An 18,955-nucleotide genomic window follows, 5' to 3' on the forward strand; every position below is an offset into this window, starting at 1 on the left:
CTACCTTTATCGCTTTATATCATCAATGCTTCCAGCCATGGCTGATAATATCTCAGCTTCCGTCGACATTGGGGTATCCCCTACAATGGTACAAGCAAGCATTCCCGCTGCGGCGGCAAAACCGACTGTTTTCTCAGGTGAAAATCCAGCCAATTCACCATGCAAGAGCCCGCTAGTGTAGGCATCACCCGCACCAATTCGATCATAAACGGAAAAAGAAATATTTTCTGAGAAGTGAAACTCCCCATCTTTAAACATGTAGCCGCGTAAGGAATGGGTATTATCTCTGTTTATCCCTCGGTGTGTTCCCGCGACTGTTTGAATATCAAAGTGTTTAGCAACCTTAGGAATGAGATCTTTAAGCTGTTCCTCTCGTGAGACTTCCGCTGTCTCCATTCCTAAAATATACATCGCATCCTTTTCATTCATCATGACTATGTTAGCCAACGCAAGCATGTCTTCATAATGTGGTTTTGCTTGCCCGTAACCTCCCTCCCATAAGGAAGGGCGGTAATTACAGTCGAAACAAACCAATCCGCCTTTTTCTTTTACCTTTTTGGCAAGTGCCTTCATACTATAGCGGACGTCAGCGGTCATTGCAAGAGTAATTCCACAAAAATGAATGATATCTGCTTGTTCAGCAATCAAATCCAGATTATAATCCGTAAATGAAGCCGTGTTAAAGGAGCTTTCCAGACGATTGGTATAGGTCACTCGGCTTGCCCGTTGTCCAAAACCATTTTCTAAAAAATACAATCCTAGATATTTGCCGCCTCTAGTAATGAATCTCCGATTGATCCCCAATCGTTGTAAAAAAGTAACTGCTGCATCACCTAAAGGATTATCTGGTAATTTAGTAACAAGATATCCTTCGTAGCCAAGCTTGTTCATCGCAGAAACAACATTTACTCCCGTGCCTGAAAAAGAGTATTGTAATGTGTTAGCCTGAGTAAGTAATTCGTAACCCGGCACCTGCAAACGCATCATTACTTCCCCGAAAGCAACGATCTGTTTAGGCATGTTTTTCAACCAATTTTTTGGTAATGGCTAATAATGTCCTCACATTTTCCGGATTTGTTTTTCCAGTTTCTTCATTAATAATAGAAGAATAAACGTGAGGAATAATTTTAGGCACTTTTGCTTCCAATGCGATTTCTAAAATAGTCTCAAAATTATCTAAATCAATGCCTCCAGTTGGCTCTAATGCAAACCCTTCTTCACCACAAGCTATAGCAACGGCACGGAACTCTTCTTCATGCTTTAAGCCTTTCATTGGGAAGTATTTCAATGCATTTCCTCCCATATCTCGTACTAACGCAATCGCAGCTTTGATTGGAACAATAGCTGTTTCACTAGCTGCAGCACTTACAGGACCAGTAGAAATATTCACGTAACCTTCTTTTCCTGTTGGTGATACAAGGGAATTGATCCAGCTATCTTTCTCACCTAAATTGGCACGTGTTGCGCCTACCGCAGGAAACACCTGATTAATATGACTTCCTGGATAGTATTTAGCGATTTCTGCTACCACTGCAGCTTGTTTATTATCACCAGCACCAAGACCAATAGAAACCGCTTCATCGATTGCTGTCCCATATTCCTTCATGGCTGTAACAGCAGCATCGACAGTAGGATAATCCTTCGAAAGTACCCCAACTAATACATGTCCTTCAGCAGCTTCAAAAACTTCGACTGCATTTTCAATGCTGTTAGCTAGAACATTCAATGCAACACGATTTTGATAAAAACGTTTTTCTATGTTTGTCATACTTCTCTTCCTCCTAAAATCGCTTTTAATGTAGCTTCAATCACGTAGATGTCATCGCCTTGCAATGGACGTGGATCAATATCGAAAAAGCCCTGGCGAATTCCGTAATCACGGGTATAAATCGCAATTTCACCATTCTTTAGTTTGTTGTTTACTTCCTTAGCTGTTATTTTCGTAACCTCAGGATTAATCTGAATGCGAGCTCTAAAAATTGCGCGTCCAGCTTCATCTTGTACAATTGTTACTTTTACACCGTGAATCGATTCAAGAGATTTGAGAACTTGCAGACTTGCTTTTTCCTTTTCACTATTGTCAGTTTTGATAAAATACTCATCTAATGCCTGCAATAGCCCAAAGGTTGTTTCTTTGCCGACCTTCATGCTTCTGCCGATACAGTGCAATTGAACCTTTATCCAATCGATATATTTTTCTTTCCCGGCTACAATACCAGAAGTAGGACCTTCAATCGCTTTCGAACCACTGTAAATCGCTAAATCGGAAACTTGTACATATTTTTTCAAATCTTCTTCAGCAGCCGCATCCACGATCAATGGAACATGATGCGCTTGAGCCACTTCCCAGGCTTCTTCAACCGAAATCATATTTTTTTGAACAGCATGATGGGATTTGACGAAAAGGATAGCCGCTGTATTTTCAGATATGGCATCGGCAATATGTTCCGCTTTCCCCTCATTTGCATAACCAACCTCCACGAGTTTTCCGCCACCAAGGAAAATCATCGTTTCGACTGGGGCTCCGTATTGTACGTTATGGCCCTTCAGCATAATAATTTCATTCTTTCGAATCGGTTCTTGGTGAAGTCTTTCGCTTTTTCGTTGGTTTCCTTCAGTAACAATCGCCGCTACAGAAAGGGCAATTCCACTTGATGCCGAGTTGACAACCACTGCAGCTTCAGATTGAAGTAATCCAGCAATATGCTGTCCTGCTTTATCGACTAAATCAGAGATTTCAACATAATTTTGTCCGCCAATTTTCATGGCTTCCATAACAGTGTCCGTTGGAGCGGAAACACCTAGTATACTCATCCTGCCACTTGCATTGATGACCCTCTTCAAACCATATTTAGCATTCAATGTATTCTCCATTAATTACCACTCCTTTTACAACAATCTTTTGATCTGCTTTTCGCTCTTCACCTTCCGAATCGAGTAACGAAGTCGCTTCTTCCTCAACAGTGAATATTGTGAGGTTTGCTGTATCACCTGTTGCAATCCTCCCCAAAGCTGGTTTTCTCAACCATTTTGCTGCATTAACTGTAACTGCATCAATGACCTCTTCTAGGGAATAACCCAAATACAGAAATTTTGATAAGACATTGGCCATACTATAAACAGGACCGTTTAAACGATTTTTACGATAGATATCAGTACTAATCGTATCAAAGTGAATACCATACTTTTTCGCTTGTATTGCCGTTTGGAAAGAAAAGCTTGCATTCCCGTGGCCAACATCTAAATGAACTCCCCGTTTGATTGCATTCAGGAATTTAGGAAGAGGTTTTCCATTCTCATTAAATAAATTATTGGCTTTCCCATTTAAGTAATGAGTTATGATGTCCTTATTCTCAAGTAAATCAAGGACATCATTAATATCCGGCGGCCCCGAACCAATATGAACCATTAGAGGCAAATCGGTGTCCTTAGAAAATTTGCGAGCTATTTTTAACGGTTCCACTCCATTTAAACCGACCACGCTTTTACTGATCCTTGCTTTCAGTCCAACGATAAAATCTTTGTGTTCCGCAATGGCCCTTTTAAGTGCATCTTCATCAAGCCAAGAAAGATTGGATAACTCATCAATTCGCCTAAGGCCAATTCGTGAGATATTTAAAAAAGCGAAGACATTCGTTTTTGACTTTTTACAGCTGCTAACCAAGTCAGGCAAACGATCGGCACCCGTACTGCCAGCATCAATAATCGTAGTTACCCCGGTCTTATAGCCAATCTCATCCACATCATCTCCATATGGATCAAATTCTGGAAAGGCATGGACATGCATATCAATCCAGCCACTGGAAACAAACACCTTGTGTTTAAAGTCGACTATTTTTTCACCAAATCCAGTTCCAGCCGAAACAATGTCTACAATTTTTCTATTTTCTACTATGATATCTACAGAATTTCCATTCACCATTTTTACATTCTGTAGTACGAAACGATCTTTCATTTCCCTCATCCTTTTCGGTAGACCTTATAAAATGGGTACTAGTATGCGTTTACATCTTCTTCTTTGGTTCTTCCTACAAGAGTAAGGTTACCACTTAATTTTGGTTCAGTCAATATAACGTTATAATGTTTGAATGTTTTAATATCCTTCTATAGAACCTTTAAATTTATAAAAAAGCTGGCTCTATAAGGTTCGGACGGACCAAATTAGAGCCAGCTTTTTTATTTTTTCAACAATGGTACTAGCAAGATTCCTATAATTTTCTTTTCACAGTTCTAAAATAACTTACGATGCAATATAATCATCTTCCGATATATCGTCAGCTTTACACATGCTATAATATTTTCCTTTTGTTAACACAGCGAAAACTACAGTGAGGATAGAAGCTAGAATCGCCGCGAAAAAGGCTGCCGTACTTTGTAAGAACATCCCCATATAACCTAATGCAGCCACCGTACCTAAAACACTTGCCGTAACTAACGGAATGACTCCAACAGGATTCCATTTATACAAATTCTCCTGTCTGGCCTCATAATAACCAGGACCAATCTTCAATATCTTTTTCACTACTAAAGAATCAGTAACCAAAATAGCTGCCCAAGTCAAAAGAAAAACCCCTTGGAATGTCATGGCAGTATCTAAATGATCCAGTATGCCGCCCAACATCATGGCCATGGATATTACCCCTGCCACAACAATCCAAAAACGTCTGCCTGGTTTAAATTTAAAAACATTCTCAAAAAAGTTAGAGAGTGAAAGTGAAGCACTATAGATATTGGTAATATTAATTCTGATTTGAGTTAATAAAGTAAATAGAACTCCACCTAAACCAAGGAGTGATACAATGTAAACACCTGGATTGGACTCTCCTAAACGAACACCAAACCATATTCCAAGGCCGCCCATCACTCCAAAACAGAAAATTTGTGGTACAAATCCAATCATGAATGATCCTATTTTAATATCCTTTGGTTTAAGGAACCGTGCATAATCTGATCCAAGAAGAGCTGTTAGCCCCATTATACCGTGCTGCATACCGATGCAGAGAAGCAAAGCTGTTCCTCCTGTTTGAACACCATCTGGCAAATATGTCCAAAAGTTCTCGTCGTAAACCGAGGTTTTATTGAATGCTACTATGATGGTTGTTATTAAAAATACTCCGAATATAGGCAGTGACCATTTTTGTAATTTATCCAACTGTTTGATACCAAACCAATTTAAAGGTATAACGACTGAACCAAAGATAATGATTAAAAGCCATACTGGGATGTGTGGAAAAAATGCATGTATGGCAGCAACTAATATCATGCCTTCAAATGCACAATACATGATAAAGTTGGATGCGTAAATGAAAGAGGTTAATGAGGCACCTATATATCCAAATCCTCCTCTGGATAATAAATTCACATTCATACCAGATTTAGCTGATAAATAAGCAATGATTGTTCCGAGTATTCCAGCCACAACGATGGCGTAAATGGCTGATATGATTGCGTTAACCGCCCCAAATTGAAGCGCCATTACACTTCCCATTTGAAAGTAAAAAATGGCTGTTGCGATTCCAAAAGTAATGTTTGTAATACTAAACCAGCCCATATTCCTTTTTTGTATTGGTACCTTATCGTACGAATAATCATCTTTTATCTCTTTTTTTTCTTTGAAATCTGTAGTTTGGACATTCCCCATTTTAACATTCCTTCCTTTGTGTATGTTTTCACATATTATGAATGCAGGACACTTAAGTCAGAAAAATACTATGACTATATGAATTGGAACCAACTGGCCCGTGCTAAAGCCGAACCTAAAAATAGGATTTTTTTATGATTCATAATTACTGCGGAGGAATCATCAGATCTAGGTAATGGTTTTTCAGAAGGATTAAACCGCCGATTAGGCAGCTAGATGTAAAGTGGAGGTTTTTAATATAAAAAACAGAACAGCCATGGTTTATTAGGAGATAAATTAAACTTTCCTTTTATACAATAAAAAAAATGAGTACGAATTGGAGCATTTAGTGCCCGCCGAACCCATTCCCAATTCAACATTTAGTGTTTTCCAAGGCATTCAATGTGGTTTTTGCGAAGAGCTTAAATATTCTCCTAATTCAAAAAAGCGCTAGCAGAATAAGAAAAATAAATAGCTTTTTAAAACCACCTTGTTAATATGTTAATAGTTTAACACAATCAGTTTACATAATCAAGATTTCCAGGAACTTAAATGCGTTCCAGGCTTTCATAAGATCTCTAATCATATTCCATATTCAATACAGCTTTGTTAATCCGTTACAAGAAGTATTAAAAGGCAACGCCCAATTGTGTCAGGTATATATTCTGACATGATTACCTGCTGCAAGAATCATGACCCACTTCTGAAGAAGGAAATAAACAAAGAGCGGCTTCTCAGCCCCTCTTTTAAGTCAATATTTAATTTTTGTCTTACTAATCATGGTTGTTTATAGTATATCTCTACATTAAAGAATACTTTGTAAATGGGAATGTCTGTTACAGATTTACGGAATGTGAAAGATACTTTGCCTTAAGTAATGTTTTTTTACTATCCATTATAATAGTACTTTCCCCATTATCCTCTTCTACTTGGTCAATCATACTTAGGATAATTCGATTGTCTTGATAATCTAATTCTTAATTCTAGGGTGTCGGCATTAATAAATTGACTTAGTTTAAGTAAATTCTTTAACAGTTGAATACTGCTGAAGGCTTGAACGAGTTGATGGGTATTTTAGTTAAGAAAGATTCGTTACAGGCGTATAAAAAGTGCGTTCCCGTTTTTCGAGTAAGGGGACGATTGTATCTAAAACAATCTTCTTAAAGTAAGGCGTTTCTGAGTGGCTTGCAAGTGCTTGTTTGTCTTGATACTGCTCAAACAGTAAAAAAGCGTCTGGGTCGTCTTTCGAGCGGTTCACTAGGTAGTGAATACATCCTTTCTCCTCCTTGACTAACAAGATCATTTCTCTCAATGCTTGTTCTACCGTATCTCCCATACCAGCCTTACAATGATATTTTGCTGTGAGAACTATCATGTCATGTAATCTCCTTTAATGAAATTAAAATGCAGTATACTTGATAAGTATAAGTGTAATGACTCGAATTCCAGCAGCCCTTAAAAACTCATATCTTATAGGAGTTAATAAATAAAGTGACTGGGTCAAAAAGACTATTAGCAGTTGTCATAAAACTGAGTTACATAAATTAATAAGGCCGAACAATATGACATGCCCGGCCAGGGAATAGACGGCTTTCTCAAAGACAATTGCCCTTATTTTCATATAAGCGTATGGTTGTTTGAACCTAAATCTCTCGCTACACTTTTATTTTTTCAAGAATATGTTAAGTTTGCCTGCTACCGCTTGCCCTACTTCCTGAGTAGATGACTGACCTCCCATGTCAGGAGTCAGTACTTCGCCTTCTAACATAACCTTTTCAATGGAGTTTAATACTTCTTTTCCCCAATCATCATGGCCAAAGAAATCAAGAATTTGACTAGCTGACCAGATGGTGGCTAATGGGTTTGCAATGCCTTTTCCTGCGATGTCAGGTGCTGATCCGTGGATTGGTTCGAACATAGATGGGAACTCACGTGTTGGGTTAATATTTGCACCTGCAGCAAGTCCCAATCCTCCGGCGATAGCAGCTCCTAAATCGGTAATGATATCCCCAAACAGGTTGCTTGTTACGACAATTTCAAAGCGCCAAGGCTGTTTTACAAAAAACATTGCCGCTGCATCAACCAAATAGGAATCGGTCTTTACATCCGGGTATTCTCTCCCAACCTCCTCAAAGACCTGATCCCAAAAAACCATCGAGTAATTCAAAGCATTACCTTTACTTATGCTTGTAAGCGATTTTCCTTGTTTTCTTGCTTCTTCATATGCATAGCGAATAATTCTTTCTACACCATTTCTGGAAAACACGCCTGTTTGAAGTACCACTTCATGAGGTTGTCCCTTGAAAAGCCAATCTCCAGCACCTGCGTACTCCCCTTCACTGTTTTCCCTAATCACCAACATGTCAATTTGATCGCGGCTAATATCTTTTAGAGGACAAGGTGCACCTTCAAGCAGCTTAATTGGGCGAAGATTTACATACTGGTCAAAGCCTTTGCGAATCTTGAGAAGCAGATCCCAAAGGGAAATGTGGTCTGGCACCCCTGGAAAACCAACTGCACCCAGATAAATAGCATCAAAGGCCTTTAGCTGTTCAAGGCCATCGTCGTCCATCATTTTTCCATGACTTAAATAATATTCACAGCCCCAAGGAAAATGAGTAAACTCAAATTCAAAGCTGCCATCGAGTTCAGCCACTCTATTTAAAACTTTAATTCCTTCCGTTAATACCTCTGGCCCGATTCCGTCTCCCGCTATAACAGCGATCTTATAAGTCTTCTTCATAAATACTCTCCTCACCAGTTTTGTTGCCTCTTAGACGAAAGGGATGGCTTTTGTCTGCCATCCCTTCTATTGAATAAATAATTCAAATTCCGGGAACTTAGAATTTACCTGAAAGTAGGTGTCCAGCATTTGGAACTTCCGCTTTAAGATTTAACCCTTTTAAGATTTTATAAACAGTTGAAGTTGCCGCTGAAAGAACAGGCAAGCCCAATTTGTCCTGTACCTTTTGAACTGCAGGTAATGACGGCATCTGAACGCACGCAGAAAGAACAACGGCGTCAGCTCCTTCAATTTTCAGTCTCTCGGCATGTTCTAGAAGATTCATCGGATTGAGTCTTCCTACTTCAAGGTTATCTGCAACTTCAAGGCTAATGCTGTCAATTACTTCAATCCCGGCTGTATTCAAATACTCAATTACCATATTAGTTAAAGGCTTCATATAAGGGGTGATTATGGATACTTTTTTAGCACCAATGGTTTTAATACCATCAATTAGCGCGCCAGCACTGCTGACAATCGGGGTGGCAGCCCCATTGTCTGCCGTTGCTTGGCCAAGTCTCTTTTCAGAAACCTGATGATATCCAGGGCCCTGACACATAATTGCAATGAGGCATGCATAGGCAAGAACATCACAGCGCGCATCAGAAAGTTCTACAGCACAGCGATCACTTTCTACATCCATCTGTTTTAATTCCTCTGGATTTACATGCATCATTCTCATCCTGGAAGAATGGAAAGTAAAAGTTTCCTCAGGGAACAGTTGCACTCTAGAATTTAGCATCGCTGGTATTTCTGTTTCCATTGTTGTATTTGAACTTGGTACGATAAGTCCTACTCGGAAGTTTTTAGTCATGGTAGTAATCCTCCTAAAATATGAATCTATAATCTGCATTCCTCGACTTTATTGAGATGGCCGGTTAAATTCCGATTTGTTAAAGGCTTGACCAATTCAACACATGCTAGAAGCTGATTTAAGTCAATTCCTGTTTCAATTCCCATTTCATGCAACATAAAAACAATATCTTCTGTAGCGGCATTTCCTGCCGCACCTGGAGCGAAAGGACATCCGCCAAGACCACCAATTGAAGCGTCAAAACGTGTCACACCCGCCTCAAGAGCTGCAGTTACATTGGCTAGTGCCATTCCATATGTATCATGGAAGTGGGCAGTAAGTACTGCCTTTGGTTTTAATGATATAGTTTTTTCCAATAAATGAAAAACTTGTAAAGGGTTTGCCCTGCCAATTGTATCACAAATAACAATTTCATCGACGCCGAGCTGTTCAGCTTTTTCTACTATATCTAAAACTATGCTAGAATCTACTTTACCTTCAAATGGACACCAGAAGGAAGTGGCAATATTATAACGGATAAAAATATCCTGATCTTTCGCTTTTTTAATTACAGTTTCAAAACTTTCAATGGATTTCTCTCTTGTCATTTTGACATTTTTTAAATTGAAGCTGTCACTTGCTCCAACAACAAGAGAGAGAGCTTTAATGCCGCTAGCAATGGCACGGTCATAACCCTTTTCATTTGGAATCAGTGCCATGTACTGAATAGAATCATCCATTTCGATTCCTTCGAGGACATCTTTGGCATCCCTCATTTGTGGAACATATTTTGGATGTACAAAGGAAGTGGCTTCCATTCTTTTAATTCCGGTTTTATTTAAGGCGTTAATCAATTCGATTTTTTTATCCGTAGATATAAAATTTGACTCGTTTTGAATTCCGTCCCTCGGTCCTACCTCGATAATGTCTACTTTTTCTGGAGTTTTCATTGGGGGACCCTCCTTTTCTCTAGTTTAGGAAATTCCCAATTTCTTAGCTAAATAAGGTTCCAAACCACCGAGTTCAACCATTTCGATTAAATGTTCAGGGAGTTTAGTACCTTTATATTCAGTCTGTTTTGTGTGATTAATTATTTTTCCTGCCAAGAGGTCGATTTCAATCTCATCGCCCTCTTCAATTAAAGATGTGTCTGTGATTTCTACAACCGGCAGCCCAACGTTAATAGAATTTCTGTAAAAAATTCGGGCAAAGGAGTTCGCAATGATTGCCCCGATTTTGTGATGTTTTAATACCATTTGTGCTGTTTCGCGGCTTGAACCGGACCCAAAATTGTTGCCAGCTACCAAAATATCTCCAGGTTTTACTTTTTCATGGAAGGCAGGGTCGACCGCTTCCATTGCATGTTCAGCCTGTTTATCAACAGGCAGGCTCATATATTGACCTGGTGAGATGATATCGGTATTGATATTGTCACCGTATTTCCAAACTCGTCCACGGATAACGAAAGACATTTACAAGACTCCCTCCAATACATATTTTCGAGGGTCAGTTATTTTTCCCTCAAGAGCTGTTGCCGCCACTGATGCTGGTGAGCCTAAATACACCTCGCCTTTTGGACTTCCCATTCTTCCTCGGAAATTCCGGTTAGAGGAGGACATTACGACTTCGCCTGCACCGATAACCCCGCTTGTAAATCCGCCGCATGCTCCGCAGGAAGGCATATTTACAATACAGCCAGCTTCGGTCAAGATATCCAGAATTCCTTCTTTGCTAGCCTGCATCCAGATATGCTGGGAAGCCGGTACAACGAGACAGCGTATGCCTTTCGCTATTTTCTTGCCCTTTAAAATGTTAGCTGCAATTCGTAAATCATTGATTCTTCCATTAGTACAGGACCCCAGGTACACCTGGTCTACTTTAACCCCTTCAACTGAGCTCACTGGATGAACATTATCCACTTCGTGCGGACAAGCAACCTGTGGTTCAAGCTCGGAGGCATTATAGTAGAGGGTGCGGATATATTCAGCATCTTCATCACTTTTAAAGAATTCAATATCGTCTGTTACACCTCTAGCTCGAAGGTATTCCATAACCTTTTCATCTGGTTCAATCAATCCTGTTTTAGCGCCCGCTTCAACAGCCATATTAGACAGAACGAGGCGCTCATCGATGGATAGATTCTGAATAGCAGACCCGGAAAACTCTAGTGCCTGATAAGTCGCCCCAGCATGTCCCAAATCTTTAATTGTTTTTAATACCATGTCTTTTGCATAAACGCCTTCAGGAAGTTCACCATCCCAAACGATCTTAATCGTTTCAGGAACCTTCAGCCAGGTTTCTCCGGTTAAGAGAACACCAATCATTTCGGTGGAACCAATACCTGTAGCAAAAGCACCTAACCCACCAGCCATACAGGTATGTGAATCTGTACCGAGGATGACTCTGCCCGGACGGACATGGCCGTGTTCTGCAATTACCTGATGACATGGACCTTCAAATTCATAGTAATAAGAAAGGTCCTGCTCTTTTGCCCAGTCGCGCGTGAATTTTAAAATATCTGCCTGCTGGACTGTTGCCGGTGGTGTACAGTGGTCTGAAACGATTACTACTTTTTCTTTATCATACAGTTTACCGCCAAGGCGTTTAAAACCTCCATCTACAAGCCAAGGGCCTAATAAGTCGTGCATAAGAGCGATATCAACTTGAGCCCACACGATGTCTCCCGCTTTTACACTAGGCTGACAAGATGCTTTGGCTAGTATTTTTTCTGACATGGTCATTCCCATGACAATCAGTCCCTTCTTAAATGATTCCCTTGTCCTTTAATTCCACAATTTGCTCTTTTGTTAGTTGTAACTTTTCTTTAAGAACATCTTCTGTGTGCTGGCCAAGCTTAGGACCTGCCCATTCGATACCACCAGGTGTAGCGCTCATTTTAGGAACTATACCAGGCATTTTAAGATTTCCGAGTCCCTCTACTTCCACGTCCTGTATCATTTGACGAGCCTGGTAGTGAGGATCATTCAAAATATCTTCAGCAGAATAAATTGATCCAGCGGGAACCTTAGCAGCATCGAGATACTTAATAACCTCGCTGAAAGGCATGCTCTTAGTCCAATCTTCAATAATTCTATCCAGGTATTCAGCATGTTCTGAACGTTTTGCATTGTTCTCGAATCGTGGATCCTCTGCAATATCTTCACGGCCAAGAGCATTCATCAAACGTTTAAAAATGGCATCGCCGTTTGCTCCAATTACTACATACTTGCCATCGGCACAAGCGTACGTGTTCGAAGGAGTAATTCCCGGTAAAGTGCTGCCTGTTCTTTCCCTGATCACCTCTGCCCGGTCGTATTCCGGAATGGTGCTTTCCATCAGGCTGAATACTGATTCGTAAAGTGCAACGTCAATTACTTGCCCCTCACCTGTTCCGTTTACATCGCGGTGATAAACTGCCATCAATGCCCCGATTACTGCATAAAGAGCTGATAGGGAATCCCCGATACTGATTCCTACCCTTGTTGGCGGACGGTCAGGATAACCGGTAATATAACGAAGGCCTCCCATTGCTTCACCGATCGAGCCAAAGCCTGGCTTATCACGGTAAGGCCCATCCTGCCCATAACCAGAAACTCGAAGCATAATCAATCTTGGATTAATCTTCTTTAATTCTTCAAAGCTGAGACCCCATTTTTCCATGGTACCAGGACGGAAGTTCTCTATTAAAATATCAATTTCTTTTACAAGGCCGCGGATAATTTCCTGGCCTTCCTCCTGCCGTAAATCTACTGTTATAGACTTCTTGTTCCTTGATTGTACATACCACCAGAGGCTGGTACCGTTCTCGACTATACGCCATGTTCGTATAGGATCTCCTGTTGTAGGTGACTCCACCTTTATTACGTCTGCGCCAAACTCCGCCAGTAGCCGAGAAGCAAATGGCCCTGCAATGAGCTGACCCATTTCCAACACTCTTAAACCTTCGAGTGCTTTTCTTCCCATTACAATCATCTCCCAAATTTTTGTATGTAGTTTAAAATGAAGAAAACTTCGCTTCCCTCATTTACATGAAGGAAGCGAAGTACCTAACTAGGCTAAAGAATTAAATTAGTTGCCGCTAGTAAGCTCCACACCCTTGGTTTCAGGAATGGCCAAAACGAGGAACGCAGCGATAAAGTAGGAAACTGCGGCAAGAGTGATCACAACTGGATATGAAAATCCTGATGCAAGAAGCATTGGAACTACGATGATTCCTGCAATTGCACCTACTCGTCCAAAGTTAAAGCAGAACCCTGCTGCTGTAGCACGAATACTTGTTGGAAATAACTCTGAATACCACGCGCCAAATCCGCTGAAATAGCCAGTAAAGAAACCAAGCAGAGCTGAAATGATACCAAGGACCAATACGTTATGCCCGTTTAGCAGCAATTTTCCGTCAGTTAATGGCATGTGACTTGAAACGTATGTAAATACAGGAACAATAAAAGTCATGCCAAGGAAAAAGAATGTAAAAGAAAGTCTTCGACCAATTTTATCTGCCATGTAACCGTATACAATATATCCAAACATTGCCCCTATACCTGTCCAGATTAGGAATACAGGAGCCTGGTCGATTCGGATACCAAGAACCTTTTGTAGATAAGTTGGTACAAATGTGAAGATAATCCAGTAGCCAATCATTCCAAGAATAGAGACTGCCAGTGCAAGTATAGTAACTTTTAAATGTTCACGCTTAAAAATTGCCCCAATGCCAGCCTTTTTTGCATTGTTTTTGATATATTCTCTGTTTGCTAGCCAGACAGGTGATTCCTTAACAAAAAACAAGATATATAAAACGGTTCCAAAAGCGGGTATGCTGGCAATCATGAAAAGACTTCTCCATGATTCAGGATCAGCAGGATTTAGAATAGACCAAGCAAAGATTGCCGCCAAGAGATTTCCTCCTGCCCAGCCAGTTTGCATAAACGCAATAGCTTTTGCTCGTTTTTCTGGAGCCCAAACTTCAGAAATAAGGGCAGCAGCTGCTGACCAGAGACCGCCTACTGCAACACCAACGATAAAACGATAAATGTTTAATTGAACCACATTGTCAGCCATTCCACAGAGCAAGGTTCCAATTCCATAAGCTAAAACGGAAATTACGAGGGTTTTCTTTCTGCCAATATGGTCAGATATGTTACCTAAGAAATATCCTCCAACCCCGGTAGCTAATAGAAACCAGGCAACAGTTGAAACAACTGAGCTGATTTCTACCTTGAAGGAGCCGGCAATAGCAAGTATGACAAATCCAAAAACACCTGCATCAAGAGCATCAAAAAGCCATCCAAGCCATGAACCAAATAATGTACTTAAAGCACCCTTTTGTGCAACCGCTGGTTGAGTAATAGACGTAGCCTTTAATGGTACTCCCATTGTGTTACCCCCTGTTTTTGTATAATGAAATTAATGCCTGCAAATCATTTTCAATATGAACGTGCATTTCTCTTTCTGCTTTTTCCCCATCCCTATCCCCAAGGGCCTTAACAATTTGTTCATGTTCCTCTAAAAAACTTTTATTTCTAACATTCCCCTTGAAGCTACAATTTCTGAGATATGTAACCTTGTCTCTTATCATACTGGTCAAGGAAATAAGTTGCTGATTCCCTGAAGCCTCAAGAACTATCTCGTGGAAACTTATGTTTAGTGAAACTACTTTTACCATGTCCCCTGTTTCCCACGCTACTTTTGTTTCTATCATGATTTCCTTAAGATGATTTAGTTTTTCTTCTTTCATATTGGCTGCAGCAAGATTCGCTCCAAGTGCCTCCAACCGTTGCCTGCATTGATAAATATCAATCATATCCTGCAAGGTTGGATCGAATACATGGAGAGCATTGCCTTTTTGAAGTAGGAGCCCATCCTGCATTAACATCCTCAAGGCCTCTCTTACTGGTGCCCGGCTGACACTAAATTCCTCTGCCAAACGAACTTCTACCAATCTTTCACCAGGCTGATAAAATCCATCTATCAATCTCTTTTTTATTAATTGATAGAGCTGAGCATGCAATGGCTCAGTTTTAACCACAGTTAACAATTCATCAACTCCTTTCAAGTTTATCAGAAAACGTTTTCAAGTCTTTAATTGTATATTATTCTATTTTGTGTCGACAGTCAACGGTCAACATGCAAAAAATAGAATATTTTCTGAATTTTATATTTTAGTTGAAAAAATTTAGTAGCCAATTATCTTTAGCATCCAGCATTTCCCTTTTCCTCCTCCACTAATTTAGAGTAAATCTCCAGCAAACTTAGATGTACCATCTAATCCAAGTTGCGTGATAGCTATACCGCTTGTATCATTTAGAACCGTCATATGTGCCATCCAAATAATACAAGCTCCGACGGCGCTGTCAGCAATACCACAGATCCCACATCAATAATCTCGCATTTGATATTCACTTTGGCCTCAGACGCAGCGCTAGTAAACAGGATTTTGCTTCTCTTCATACCGTGTGATTGGTGTAATTTTCACCCAAGCTTTTCTCGTACATCGATGGAGAATGATTGGGGGCTTATTCTATCCATCCATAAACGCCCGCTTGTATGAGCCGGGCTCCGTGGTTTGAGTACCACATGCATCTTAGGACCAGGGTCCATATTAAGTAGAATACAGAAAGCCAAATCTTTTCATAAAATACTATATAATATGTCTTATCATATATGTTTACATATTGTTAAATGTTATTATCAAGATATAATAATAATAGTAAATAATCTAAACCCTAGACTCAATTCATTTCGAGTAAAACTTGTGATAGTAGGAAATCAAACACAAAAATAAAAAGTCTCGAAAATTGCTATTCGAGACTTTCAGTTACCTACATTTACATGTACTCACAAATTTCAAGGATCTCAAGCTTTTTTGAAGTTTGCTAGCACCTGTTATTCTAGTATCTTAGTACCCTCACGTCTTGATAAATCAAGCTCTCTTCTTGCTTACTAGTGTTTTCTTGTGTGAGTTTTAATTTATAAAAGTTGAGCCCCAATCATGGCACCCTAAACTTCTAAAAAAATAACAAAGATGGTATAACAATGGGTAGTTTTAAAAATGCCACAGGTAATTAATAAATGACATAACTTCATTTATAAACTTAATATTATAATTTATCTCTTGTAAACCTACTGAAAAAAACTAATTCTACTAAGAATCGCTTACGGTAAAAACTAAAAATCTTTATACCCCAATTTTACCCATATGTTGTAACTCAAATTTATAGTTAACATTCTTAATATCACTTTTAATCTGTTGAATGAGATGGTTGATTGAGCTAAACTTGATTTCTTCCCTTATAAAAAAATTTCACCTCTACGTTGATTTCCTCACCATAATTACCTAGAAAAGTATATCTTTAGAGTTATTAATAACGCGACCTACTACAGTTGTTTCAATACGTTCCATTGGATCGTGATATCTTAGCTTTCCAAAGTCGAGACCAGTTAAGTTTTCAATAGTTGAAACTTTTACTTGGTATGTTTTAAATTCTCCATAGGCAAATTCCAAATTATCGATCAAATTTTTTTGAGTTTGCAAATAGGCGGTCGCAGATAATTCCCCATTTTCCTTAACCATAACAGCAACTTTCCAAAATTCTGTAGGTATTTGAACGTTTCGATAGATTATATCGTCACCCCGAAATACCGGACCTGTAAAAACTATAACTTTCAGATTAAACTTATCAGCGTTTCCTAAAATATAATCTTCTAAATCCAACCATGTTTTTTGATTTAAATCTTTATGTTGTGGAGAACAATTCGTATAGTGAAATGTATCCTTATTTGCCTCATTTGCAGTATCTCCCCAAACAGGATCTCTTCGGCGTACGAGATGTCCTTTATCAATATCATTATTATCGTAAAGTTCTGGCCCGCACTGATATTCTTCTTCAATACGTGGGTCAAAGTTCCATTTATTTTCACGACCAATGTTCACTAGCTTGTTTCCATCAATGTTAACTACTGTATAATAAGCTAGACGCCTGGACTTACTCATAACGATTGAAAAATGTGTATAGTTTAACACAGTGTCACCGTTACTTTGTGTTACTATGTCTTGTTTAAGGTCAGAACGAAATTTTGGATGAGGAACTTCATAGTTGTCTCCAAGAAATTTAGTATCATGGCCAGTCGAAGATTCATGCCATTCTTCAGTTTTTGTATCAACGCCTTCCCTAATATTACTAATTCTATCAATTAACGCTTTCTTTTCATCACTTAAATTTGCGCTCTGCTCCATAGCAAATTTTAAAATGCTACTAATTCTGATACCCTCATTGTTTATGTAATTAGTATTATTATTAGGATCTGGAACACCTGCATGATGTAGACCAACTACTATCCATTGATCGTTAAAAACTGGGGAGCCAGAAGATCCTGGCTTCGTATCTGTTGAGTAATGAATATAATCATCAAATATATCAGTAATTTTATTTTCTCTAAGAGCTACAGCTTTTGGGGCGCCAGAAGGATGTTGAATAATTGATACATATTCACCAAGTAAAACCTTCCCTTTTTGAGGGAGTAACGGTAAGAATCCAAAATCACTGGATTTTGACCCATCCGCTGAGATCTCTTCAATGGCTACTAAAGTAAAATCTAACTTTTGGTCCGTAATAAATAGAGTATTGGGTTTAAATCGAAAGCTTTTAATCGTACGTTCCTTTTGATCAAGATCCATTTCATAGTTAAATTGTGCAACACTAAAAAGAGCAGAATCCTCATTTTCTAATACGTGATTATTTGTTAGTAATAGATTGGACGAAACAAGAAAACCAGTGCCATGCCCAAGAATTCGACCAATTCTATCACGTACCTCAATTCTACAGACAGGCTTTGCTGCTTTAAGCCCTGCCTCAAAATAAGAAATAGGAAATAAATCATTCTCCCCAAATATCCGTTCAAAAGCTAGTCCATCTAGAGGGTTTATTATTTTCTTACGAATAGCAATTCTCTCTGGTGTATCTATTTCCGATGGATTCTTACTATTTAGGTTATCAATGGTTCGTTCTCGCTCGTTTGAACGTTCAATGTAACGTTTTAGTGCTTGTTGTTGCTGAATAGATACAAGGTCCTGATTAAATTTTTGAAAATCATCAAACCGTATAATAGACATATTTTGCCTCCTAAAATATTAATAAAAATCCTTGCGAATATTCACTTTAAATAAATATATTTCCTTATTTACTATAGTAATGTGGTAATTAAGACGAATTGCAATTTATTTAGAAAGAAATACCTATTGTAAAATTTACGTGTTAGATATTTTAGTGACTAAAATACTAAAGGCATGAAATATTCCCGTAATTAATACAATTTTAACTACTTTTTTATACTTTCTTTGAATTCAAGTGAATGCTAGTTTATTGTAATTAGATTAGTATCCTCTTGATGATGATGGTGTGTTTTTCCCACCTATGTTCCTTTCAAATAGATTTCTTCAATGTTGCCCTTTAACGTTAACCTACATACTGCATAAGTAACGGCGGTACGCTTTGAGCACTGTTTCACGTCTTCATGCCGTTTTAAATCTCTAACCCCTACCATAAACGGCTTAGGCTGTTGCTCCTAATCCTTCCAATACTCCCGCTACATCTTTATTTGCTCCGGCATTACAAAGGTGAGCTGTCACTTCATAACGCCTCTAACGCGATTAGCCATTGCGGTCATCTCCCCGTTTCTTTATACCCTTATTATACACGAACAAACGTTCCGTATAAATAAAAAAGAAAAACGCTTCTCTTCCCTAGAGCGCGTTACTTTCTAA

General features: G+C 39.1%; 16 protein-coding genes. All 16 read right to left on the reverse strand.

Annotated features, from left to right (window positions below; genetic code table 11):
• Positions 1–6 precede the first annotated feature (6 nt).
• The 16 genes from COD92_RS17750 to COD92_RS17825 all read right to left on the reverse strand — a co-directional run bounded on the left by COD92_RS17750 (position 7) and on the right by COD92_RS17825 (position 18,304).
• Positions 7–1,020 (reverse strand): sugar kinase, encoded by a 1,014-nt coding sequence (locus tag COD92_RS17750; protein ID WP_098528910.1) that lies wholly within the window; start codon positions 1,018–1,020, stop codon positions 7–9.
• Positions 1,013–1,768, reverse strand: coding sequence for a 2-dehydro-3-deoxy-phosphogluconate aldolase (gene dagF / locus COD92_RS17755; RefSeq protein ID WP_098528908.1), 756 nt, complete (start codon positions 1,766–1,768; stop codon positions 1,013–1,015). The genes COD92_RS17750 and dagF overlap by 8 nt, the downstream gene beginning before the upstream one ends.
• Entirely contained in the window at positions 1,765–2,874 is a 1,110-nt protein-coding gene (locus COD92_RS17760) for a DgaE family pyridoxal phosphate-dependent ammonia lyase (protein WP_098528906.1), read from the reverse strand. Before COD92_RS17760 ends, dagF begins: the two co-directional genes overlap by 4 nt.
• A complete protein-coding gene (locus COD92_RS17765; protein ID WP_098528904.1) occupies positions 2,852–3,955 on the reverse strand; it encodes an amidohydrolase/deacetylase family metallohydrolase in 1,104 nt (367 codons plus the stop codon). The genes COD92_RS17760 and COD92_RS17765 overlap by 23 nt, the downstream gene beginning before the upstream one ends.
• Positions 3,956–4,240: 285 nt before the next feature.
• Positions 4,241–5,641 carry a purine-cytosine permease family protein gene (locus COD92_RS17770; RefSeq protein WP_098528902.1) on the reverse strand — a complete coding sequence of 467 codons (1,401 nt, stop codon included), beginning with the start codon at positions 5,639–5,641 and terminating at the stop codon, positions 4,241–4,243.
• Between the two features lie 1,057 nt (positions 5,642–6,698).
• Positions 6,699–6,995 carry a putative quinol monooxygenase gene (locus COD92_RS17775; RefSeq protein ID WP_098528900.1) on the reverse strand — a complete coding sequence of 99 codons (297 nt, stop codon included), beginning with the start codon at positions 6,993–6,995 and terminating at the stop codon, positions 6,699–6,701.
• A gap of 288 nt (positions 6,996–7,283) precedes the next feature.
• Positions 7,284–8,363, reverse strand: coding sequence for a tartrate dehydrogenase (locus COD92_RS17780; protein ID WP_098528898.1), 1,080 nt, complete (start codon positions 8,361–8,363; stop codon positions 7,284–7,286).
• Between the two features lie 97 nt (positions 8,364–8,460).
• Complete coding sequence (locus tag COD92_RS17785; protein ID WP_098528896.1) at positions 8,461–9,216, reverse strand: maleate cis-trans isomerase family protein; 756 nt, start codon at positions 9,214–9,216, stop codon at positions 8,461–8,463.
• A 26-nt stretch (positions 9,217–9,242) separates the two neighbouring features.
• Positions 9,243–10,145 carry a hydroxymethylglutaryl-CoA lyase gene (locus COD92_RS17790; RefSeq protein WP_098528894.1) on the reverse strand — a complete coding sequence of 301 codons (903 nt, stop codon included), beginning with the start codon at positions 10,143–10,145 and terminating at the stop codon, positions 9,243–9,245.
• A 24-nt stretch (positions 10,146–10,169) separates the two neighbouring features.
• On the reverse strand, positions 10,170–10,667 hold the full coding sequence (locus COD92_RS17795) for a LeuD/DmdB family oxidoreductase small subunit (protein WP_098528892.1): 498 nt from the start codon (positions 10,665–10,667) through the stop codon (positions 10,170–10,172).
• Positions 10,668–11,942, reverse strand: coding sequence for a 3-isopropylmalate dehydratase large subunit (locus COD92_RS17800; RefSeq protein WP_098528890.1), 1,275 nt, complete (start codon positions 11,940–11,942; stop codon positions 10,668–10,670). It abuts the gene before it with no gap.
• 16 nt (positions 11,943–11,958) lie between these two features.
• Complete coding sequence (locus COD92_RS17805; RefSeq protein ID WP_255286591.1) at positions 11,959–13,158, reverse strand: CaiB/BaiF CoA transferase family protein; 1,200 nt, start codon at positions 13,156–13,158, stop codon at positions 11,959–11,961.
• Positions 13,159–13,263: 105 nt separating this feature from the next.
• On the reverse strand, positions 13,264–14,568 hold the full coding sequence (locus COD92_RS17810) for an MFS transporter (RefSeq protein WP_098528887.1): 1,305 nt from the start codon (positions 14,566–14,568) through the stop codon (positions 13,264–13,266).
• A 4-nt stretch (positions 14,569–14,572) separates the two neighbouring features.
• Positions 14,573–15,220, reverse strand: a complete 648-nt coding sequence (locus COD92_RS17815; protein ID WP_255286597.1) for a GntR family transcriptional regulator — start codon at positions 15,218–15,220, stop codon at positions 14,573–14,575.
• Between the two features lie 1,149 nt (positions 15,221–16,369).
• Positions 16,370–16,486, reverse strand: coding sequence for a riboflavin kinase (locus COD92_RS33390; protein WP_098529000.1), 117 nt, complete (start codon positions 16,484–16,486; stop codon positions 16,370–16,372).
• Positions 16,487–16,528: 42 nt separating this feature from the next.
• Complete coding sequence (locus tag COD92_RS17825; protein ID WP_098528883.1) at positions 16,529–18,304, reverse strand: DNA/RNA non-specific endonuclease; 1,776 nt, start codon at positions 18,302–18,304, stop codon at positions 16,529–16,531.
• Positions 18,305–18,955: the final 651 nt, after the last annotated feature.

The organism is Bacillus sp. AFS037270 (assembly GCF_002585305.1).

Excerpts from the sequence above, each read along its gene's own strand:
- COD92_RS17750 (WP_098528910.1), bottom strand. The coding sequence starts at position 1,020 with ATGCCTAAACAGATCGTTGCTTTCGGGGAAGTAATGATGCGTTTGCAG.
- dagF (WP_098528908.1), bottom strand. The coding sequence starts at position 1,768 with ATGACAAACATAGAAAAACGTTTTTATCAAAATCGTGTTGCATTGAAT.
- COD92_RS17760 (WP_098528906.1), bottom strand. The coding sequence starts at position 2,874 with ATGGAGAATACATTGAATGCTAAATATGGTTTGAAGAGGGTCATCAAT.
- COD92_RS17765 (WP_098528904.1), bottom strand. The coding sequence starts at position 3,955 with ATGAAAGATCGTTTCGTACTACAGAATGTAAAAATGGTGAATGGAAAT.
- COD92_RS17770 (WP_098528902.1), bottom strand. The coding sequence starts at position 5,641 with ATGGGGAATGTCCAAACTACAGATTTCAAAGAAAAAAAAGAGATAAAA.
- COD92_RS17775 (WP_098528900.1), bottom strand. The coding sequence starts at position 6,995 with ATGATAGTTCTCACAGCAAAATATCATTGTAAGGCTGGTATGGGAGAT.
- COD92_RS17780 (WP_098528898.1), bottom strand. The coding sequence starts at position 8,363 with ATGAAGAAGACTTATAAGATCGCTGTTATAGCGGGAGACGGAATCGGG.
- COD92_RS17785 (WP_098528896.1), bottom strand. The coding sequence starts at position 9,216 with ATGACTAAAAACTTCCGAGTAGGACTTATCGTACCAAGTTCAAATACA.
- COD92_RS17790 (WP_098528894.1), bottom strand. The coding sequence starts at position 10,145 with ATGAAAACTCCAGAAAAAGTAGACATTATCGAGGTAGGACCGAGGGAC.
- COD92_RS17795 (WP_098528892.1), bottom strand. The coding sequence starts at position 10,667 with ATGTCTTTCGTTATCCGTGGACGAGTTTGGAAATACGGTGACAATATC.
- COD92_RS17800 (WP_098528890.1), bottom strand. The coding sequence starts at position 11,942 with ATGGGAATGACCATGTCAGAAAAAATACTAGCCAAAGCATCTTGTCAG.
- COD92_RS17805 (WP_255286591.1), bottom strand. The coding sequence starts at position 13,158 with ATGGGAAGAAAAGCACTCGAAGGTTTAAGAGTGTTGGAAATGGGTCAG.
- COD92_RS17810 (WP_098528887.1), bottom strand. The coding sequence starts at position 14,568 with ATGGGAGTACCATTAAAGGCTACGTCTATTACTCAACCAGCGGTTGCA.
- COD92_RS17825 (WP_098528883.1), bottom strand. The coding sequence starts at position 18,304 with ATGTCTATTATACGGTTTGATGATTTTCAAAAATTTAATCAGGACCTT.